Below are 372 nucleotides of genomic sequence, written 5' to 3' on the forward strand. Positions count from 1 at the left end.
GGACATGCTCAACTCGTACACGGACTTTTTCGCGTTGGTGACATCGGGTCGGCTGGCGCACAATGCGCAGCCCGGTCTCGATGCGCCAGCGTCAATGGCTGCGACGCGTCGTCTCGGTGGAGTGGATGTGATCGATCGGCGTGGGTCGCCGTGTGATGCGTCTCCGCTGATCGCTGCTGTGGGTGCCGTGTGGCTGCTCGATCATCAACCGGTCGTGGAAATCCGCGACCCGATCCCGCCGCCGCCGAAGGTTGGTGTGGTGGGCGGTGCCGATGGTGGGTCGCGTGAGGTGAGCCTGCTGACGATGAGTTTTTGAGAGGGGTGGTGTCTTGTGGCTGAGATCGGCTATCAGAGCGGTGATGAGATCGGAAG

At 62.6% G+C, this 372-nt stretch carries 1 protein-coding gene; it reads left to right on the forward strand.

What is annotated here, in order from left to right; translation table 11 throughout:
* Positions 1-316 (forward strand): hypothetical protein (locus tag RMT89_RS41570; RefSeq protein ID WP_315888944.1); only part of this gene is annotated, 316 nt, incomplete at its 5' end.
* Positions 317-372 lie beyond the last annotated feature (56 nt).

The sequence above is a fragment of the Streptomyces sp. P17 genome, from assembly GCF_032436805.1.
Lineage (GTDB): Bacteria > Actinomycetota > Actinomycetes > Streptomycetales > Streptomycetaceae > Streptomyces.